At 52.8% G+C, this 5,057-nt stretch carries 8 protein-coding genes; 1 reads left to right on the forward strand and 7 read right to left on the reverse strand.

From position 1 onward, the window contains the following. Positions 1–64: 64 nt before the first annotated feature. The 3 genes from ACRCJM_RS11865 to ACRCJM_RS11875 all read right to left on the reverse strand — a co-directional run bounded on the left by ACRCJM_RS11865 (position 65) and on the right by ACRCJM_RS11875 (position 2,394). Positions 65–253 carry a hypothetical protein gene (locus ACRCJM_RS11865; protein ID WP_431465070.1) on the reverse strand — a complete coding sequence of 63 codons (189 nt, stop codon included), beginning with the start codon at positions 251–253 and terminating at the stop codon, positions 65–67. A 50-nt stretch (positions 254–303) separates the two neighbouring features. Continuing rightward, positions 304–1,317, reverse strand: coding sequence for a nucleoside hydrolase (locus ACRCJM_RS11870; protein ID WP_431465071.1), 1,014 nt, complete (start codon positions 1,315–1,317; stop codon positions 304–306). A gap of 198 nt (positions 1,318–1,515) precedes the next feature. Then, entirely contained in the window at positions 1,516–2,394 is an 879-nt protein-coding gene (locus tag ACRCJM_RS11875; protein WP_431465072.1) for a DsbA family protein, read from the reverse strand. A gap of 648 nt (positions 2,395–3,042) precedes the next feature. On the opposite strand from ACRCJM_RS11875, the gene ACRCJM_RS11880 reads away from it, so the two are divergent. Next, entirely contained in the window at positions 3,043–3,327 is a 285-nt protein-coding gene (locus tag ACRCJM_RS11880) for a hypothetical protein (RefSeq protein ID WP_431465073.1), read from the forward strand. A 237-nt stretch (positions 3,328–3,564) separates the two neighbouring features. On the opposite strand, the gene ACRCJM_RS11885 is transcribed toward ACRCJM_RS11880, so the two are convergent. Genes ACRCJM_RS11885 through ACRCJM_RS11900 form a run of 4 tightly spaced genes read right to left on the reverse strand, consistent with a single transcriptional unit; the run spans position 3,565 to position 4,812 of the window. Next, complete coding sequence (locus tag ACRCJM_RS11885) at positions 3,565–3,756, reverse strand: helix-turn-helix domain-containing protein (protein WP_431465077.1); 192 nt, start codon at positions 3,754–3,756, stop codon at positions 3,565–3,567. 33 nt (positions 3,757–3,789) lie between these two features. Continuing rightward, entirely contained in the window at positions 3,790–4,224 is a 435-nt protein-coding gene (locus tag ACRCJM_RS11890; protein WP_431465074.1) for a hypothetical protein, read from the reverse strand. Positions 4,225–4,256: 32 nt separating this feature from the next. Further along, positions 4,257–4,508: a helix-turn-helix domain-containing protein gene (locus ACRCJM_RS11895; RefSeq protein ID WP_431465075.1), complete on the reverse strand. Its 252-nt coding sequence runs from the start codon at positions 4,506–4,508 to the stop codon at positions 4,257–4,259. Beyond that, a complete protein-coding gene (locus tag ACRCJM_RS11900) occupies positions 4,495–4,812 on the reverse strand; it encodes a hypothetical protein (RefSeq protein ID WP_431465076.1) in 318 nt (105 codons plus the stop codon). The genes ACRCJM_RS11895 and ACRCJM_RS11900 overlap by 14 nt, the downstream gene beginning before the upstream one ends. Positions 4,813–5,057: the final 245 nt, after the last annotated feature.

A 5,057-nucleotide genomic window follows, 5' to 3' on the forward strand; every position in this document is an offset into this window, starting at 1 on the left:
ATATTATTGGGAGGTGTCTAGCTGGTAGTGGTGTAGGGGAAGGTGGGGTGAGGGCTTGGATGAGTTATGTGTCGTGGGTGGCGACGATAGCGCTGCCTCCTGCGGCGCAGTGGGCGGCGAGCAGGTTGAGTACCTTCTGGGAGGTGGTGAGCGGTGTATTGTGTTCTGGGTTTTTACCGAGGAGCCCGGCAGCTACCGAGGTCCTCTGCCCAGACGTTGAGGGCTCTGCGGTGGTGCGTGATGAGGGGGCCATGCCCACCCCTTTCTGTAGAATAATTGTTCTTTTTATTTTTTGAGGCGGTTCTAGCCAGTCCCCTTTGGGGCGTAGACAGCCCGGACGGTCTGGATCAGGTGCTCAAAAAATTCGGAGGCCCGGGCGCTGGTCAGGGCCTGGGCGTTGGGGTCTCTCCCCCAGCGTCCTAGCCAGTCAGCAACCACCTGGCCGCGGGTAAGGGTCCCGGCAAGCTCAACATCGAGCGTCACAGGTGTGGCCTCCCCCAGCAGGGTGTGGGCCCGGCCGTCGGCAGCCAGGGCGCGGTTCACAGCTAGGGCGGTTACGAAGGGGTCGTGCACGTGGGCGATAAACCCCAGCTTGTCCCACTCGTGGAATTCCATGTAAAACTGCAGGGCCCCGTCCAGGGCGGTAAAGAGCTCTCCCCCGCCGGCCAGTAGACGCTCGCGCAACTGAGGGGTCATCACCGCGTTCTCAGTGGTATCCAGCGGGCAGAGCAGCGGCGCATAGGGCAGGTCAAGACCAGGGCGGCTATAGGCAGCTAAGACCTCGTGCAGGGCTTCGGGGTCAGAGTGCACGTTCCACTCGGTGGTGGGCATGGTGTTCCCCCGGTGGTTCAGGGCCCCACCCATGATGGTCAGGCTGGCTAGGTAACGGGGCAGCTCTGGATCCTGCTGTAGAGCCAGCGCCAGATTAGTTGAAGGCCCCAGGACGAGCCCGTGCAGCTTTCCGGGGAAACGGCGGGCAGTTTGCACCCACAGGTCTGCCCCTTCGCCGTGGGTACGCTCCGTGGGCCTGGTCTGTCCGGGGAGCAGGCCGTGCCCCGTGCCCAGCGGGCCGTGGGTCTCTTCGGTGGTGGTGAGCGGCTGGGCTAGCGGGTTCTCAGCACCGAGGGCCCAGGGGGTACCCTGCCCGCCGAGCAGTTCCAGCAGACCGCGGACGTTGCGTCCTACCTGCTCGGTACTCACGTTCCCGCCGGTTGCCACGATCCCCTCTACAGCAACCTGCGGGTGGGCAAAAGCGTAGGTGAGGGCAAGGGCATCGTCGATGCCGGGGTCGCAGTCGATGAAGAAGTGCAGGGTCATGAAATCTTTACGGTGCTAGGTAGTCGGTTACTGGTGAGGGCAGGCTGGGGTACCCAGCGCGGGGCACAGAAAAAGGGGCAGCTACCCACCTTTACCCTGCTGTGAGCACAGGTAAAGGCGTGTAGCTGCCCCTACACGTTGTGTACCAGTTTAGTACACAGCGGCCAGGCCTTCTACAGCCTGTTTACTGGGTGAACTTTAGGCGTTCTTCTTAGCTTCAATCTTTGCGGTAATCCAGGCATTGAAGTCGTTGGAGTTAAAGACCTCGCCGTCAGCAAAGATGGTGGGGGTACCGCTCACACCGTTGGAGGCGGACTCCAGGGTTACAGTCTGGACGAAAGGACGCCAGGTGTTGTTAGCAACGTCGTCCTTCACGTCTGCGCCGTACTTCTCAGCGATCGCAACAAGCTCTTCGTTAGAGAGGCCACCGGTGCCCTGGTAGGTAAAGATTTCCTTCTGGAAGTTCAGGAAGTCTTCGGTGGAAACCTGGTTAGCCACGGAGTAGGCCACGTTGTTAGTACGGGCCGAGTAGAAAGTGGGGCTGGAGGCATCCAGGAAGGTCAGGTTACGAACCTCAAGGGTGATGTCACCGCTGGCAACGAGGGCTGCAATGGTGTCTGCGTTTTCGGTTTCGAAGGCTGCGCAGTGGATGCAGTTGTAGTCCTGGAAAATCGTCAGACGGACGGGCTCGCCGTTATTGTCCGCTTCTTCGGGCAGGGCTACACCCAGGGGCATCTTGGCTTCGGAGCCGTCTGCAGCGGTGTAGGTTGCTTCTGAGGTACCCAGGTCGTTGCTGTCGCGGCTTTCTTCGCTGCTGCTGTTCTGCTCAATGCCGTCAGCGGTCAGGACGATACCGCCGTACTGGTTAGCTGAGGACGGCACCGGTCCAGCGTCAGCAATCTGGTTGCGGTTGCCGTTGATGATGACGACAGCAACGATAGCTACGATGAGGGCGATGACGCCAAGGACGGTGAACTGAATCCAACGGGTGGATGATTTCGAGGTTTTCTTGGCCTGCTGTGCCGCCAGCTGGCGGGCACGCTCGCGGGCGTCAGTGGAGGGGTTTCCCTTAGACACAGGTGTGCCTCACTTTCGTACGTGCGTTCTTGATAGGTTCAAGCCTACCGTGATTTGACGGGGATATCTGCCCTTCCACAGAAGCTCAAACTGGTTTCCCAGGAAACAATTAGTTTAGGGGAATGACGGAGTAGATGGCTCTGCTTCTTGGGTATAGGACAAAAAGTATGCCCCCATCACCCCACAATCCAATGACCACAAGACAACCAGCCCAGCCACACTTTCTACCGGGCACTGGTTATCTCCATCAATCACATCTTCATCGGTGGAGCAGGCTAGGTGTGTTGAGGAGGTTGCGCGGGTGAGAGCTGAGGTGTTGAGTGGTGGCTCTGCGTTTTTTAGAGGTGTGTAGTTGGTGATGGTCGGGCTGGGTAGTGCTCCGTCAGGGCTCGGCGGGGTGGTTTGAGCGTGGGGTGGGTGGTGTTGCCGCCTAGCACCCTGACGGTAGGCATGTTGCATAGTTTTTGATGGTGTGCTGACTAGGTGGTTTAGTGGGTTTGTTATCGAATCGTAATGTAGTAAGTTGACTTACTTAAAGTGTGTGTGATTGGGTTTAAGTGTTGCCAATCACCAGGGTGAAGATGCTCTGGGGCGAAAGTTTCGGAAAGTAGTAGTAGAGATAAGTAGAGATAAAAGGGCTGATATGCTATGCATGGCGAAAGCAAAAAACTCTTTATAGGATTTGTACTTGGTTTAATAGCTATAATTATTGGGAGTTTTGTCTTAGTGGCAACACTTATAATAGATTATAGTAACTTGCCGAACTCTGTAATTGGGTTGACTTCTATATCTATTGGCTCTATTGCGTGTTTAATGTGTGCTAGAGAAAAAGGAATAAAAAAACAGATAATTGTAGGAAAACTTTCAGCTGATGAAAAAAATAATTATGATTTTGGTTTTCGCACTCGTCGGAGCTGTAGCTTATTGGCTTAGGGCTGAGTACAACATAACGACTTCGCGATACGCCAGTGTGAATGATGCTAAAGATATAGATTTTAGCTGGGGATATTGCTTGCTGTGGGCCGCAGTCGGCGGGCTTATAGGCGCTTTGCCTATCAAGTCAAAAAAGCAAAAATAACGTAACTAAAATATTCATGTCAAAGAGGGGTACCTAAAAATAGGTACCCCTCTTTGACATGTACTAGGTAAAACAGCTTGAGGGTGTATGACTTAAGTCATGCTAGACTGTTTGGATTTTGCTTCGTATTCTTGAACATAACGTCCAGCAGTGCTTTTGGAAATCTCTAACTTTTCGGCAATAGCACGGACGCTTAGGCCTTTCGCTCGAAGGGTAGCGACTTGTTCACGTTCGGTTAGGGTGATGGGAATCGAAACAAGCAGGATTCCGGCTTCTGCTTTTATTCCTACTGGTGTTGATTGCCAAACTGTAAACGTCTAATTGAGGCTTCTAGAACTTAGGAACTGAATCTGCCAGCTTCCTGATTCTTTAGGGGACTCCACAGTAGCTTTTATACCCCCTGATAGTGCAATCTTTTGGATTTCATGAATCTCATAAACCGATCCATCACAAGGTATAATTTTTTCTATTTCTGAATCTATAGATATATTCATCTCACCCCCTTCACTGCATGCTATATAAGCAGTGAAGGGGCCTTTTCCTGATGCGTCAGAAGCGACGATAGAACTCTTTGGATTGTCTAATGGAAAATTACTATAGAATGTCCTTGTGTAAGAACCATCATTTTCAATCGGTGAAAACAGTTCGGGAACTTTCGTTCCGGCACTGGACGGTGATGACGAAGAAGGGGCGCAAGATGTGATAGACAAAGAAAATATCGCAAAAGTGACCAGAAGATAAAGTTTCTTCATATATTTATTAATCCTTTATAATCTCATATTATTTATTTCTCGAATTCTTTATTATATCGCCCAAAATTGCTTTTGGAAATACCCAGTTGGTCTGCGATAGCTCGGATGGATAAGCCTTGTGCACGGAGTTCTGCAACTTGCTCACGCTTGGCATTCGCACGGGCTAGGTACTGGTCACGAGGCTCAGCCATTAAACGTCTAACAGTGCTATAGCTAATACCTAATTGTTCGGCTAATTCTCGGGCCGTTTTTTGACGACGCACCGGGTTCTCAGCGACCATCATCGACCTTCTTCAGCTCTTCTATAAGAGACTTCTTTCTAGCAATGCGTCCTCGTTGCAGGTTCTTAGCCCAGTGTTTGCGGTTAGCTTCCGTCTGCTCAGGAGTAATCCGCGTCCACCCCCACGAAGCAATCGACTTAGCAATCTGAGCAACCTCACCCTCACCCATCGGGCCACGAGAAAACTCATCAGCAATCACCGAAGCATTCTTCATCGAAGCAAAGGCGTACACCGTCTCGGACCACTCAGTGAAGTCCGTGTAGCGTAAACGCGCCCTGTAGGCCCACTGGCGGGTGAGATTGAACAAGGCGACATTCCTTGCCCACCGTGGAGTCTAAGACCGTCTGGGCGTTCCTGTGAGGCGCTGGGAGTGCTCCTACGTCCCCAAGAGCGCCCCACGTACTGAAGCAGGCAAGTCCTTACTGAAGGATTTCTAGGGCTCTTCTACGAGTAACCAGCTTGGATGAGGCAATGATCTGGTCAGCTTCTTTAGCGTCCTAGCAAGCTTATTAAAACAAAAAGGTCCTGGACAAACAGTCCAGGACCTTCCTA

This window comes from Rothia sp. L_38 (genome assembly GCF_050689125.1).
Taxonomy (GTDB): domain Bacteria; phylum Actinomycetota; class Actinomycetes; order Actinomycetales; family Micrococcaceae; genus Rothia.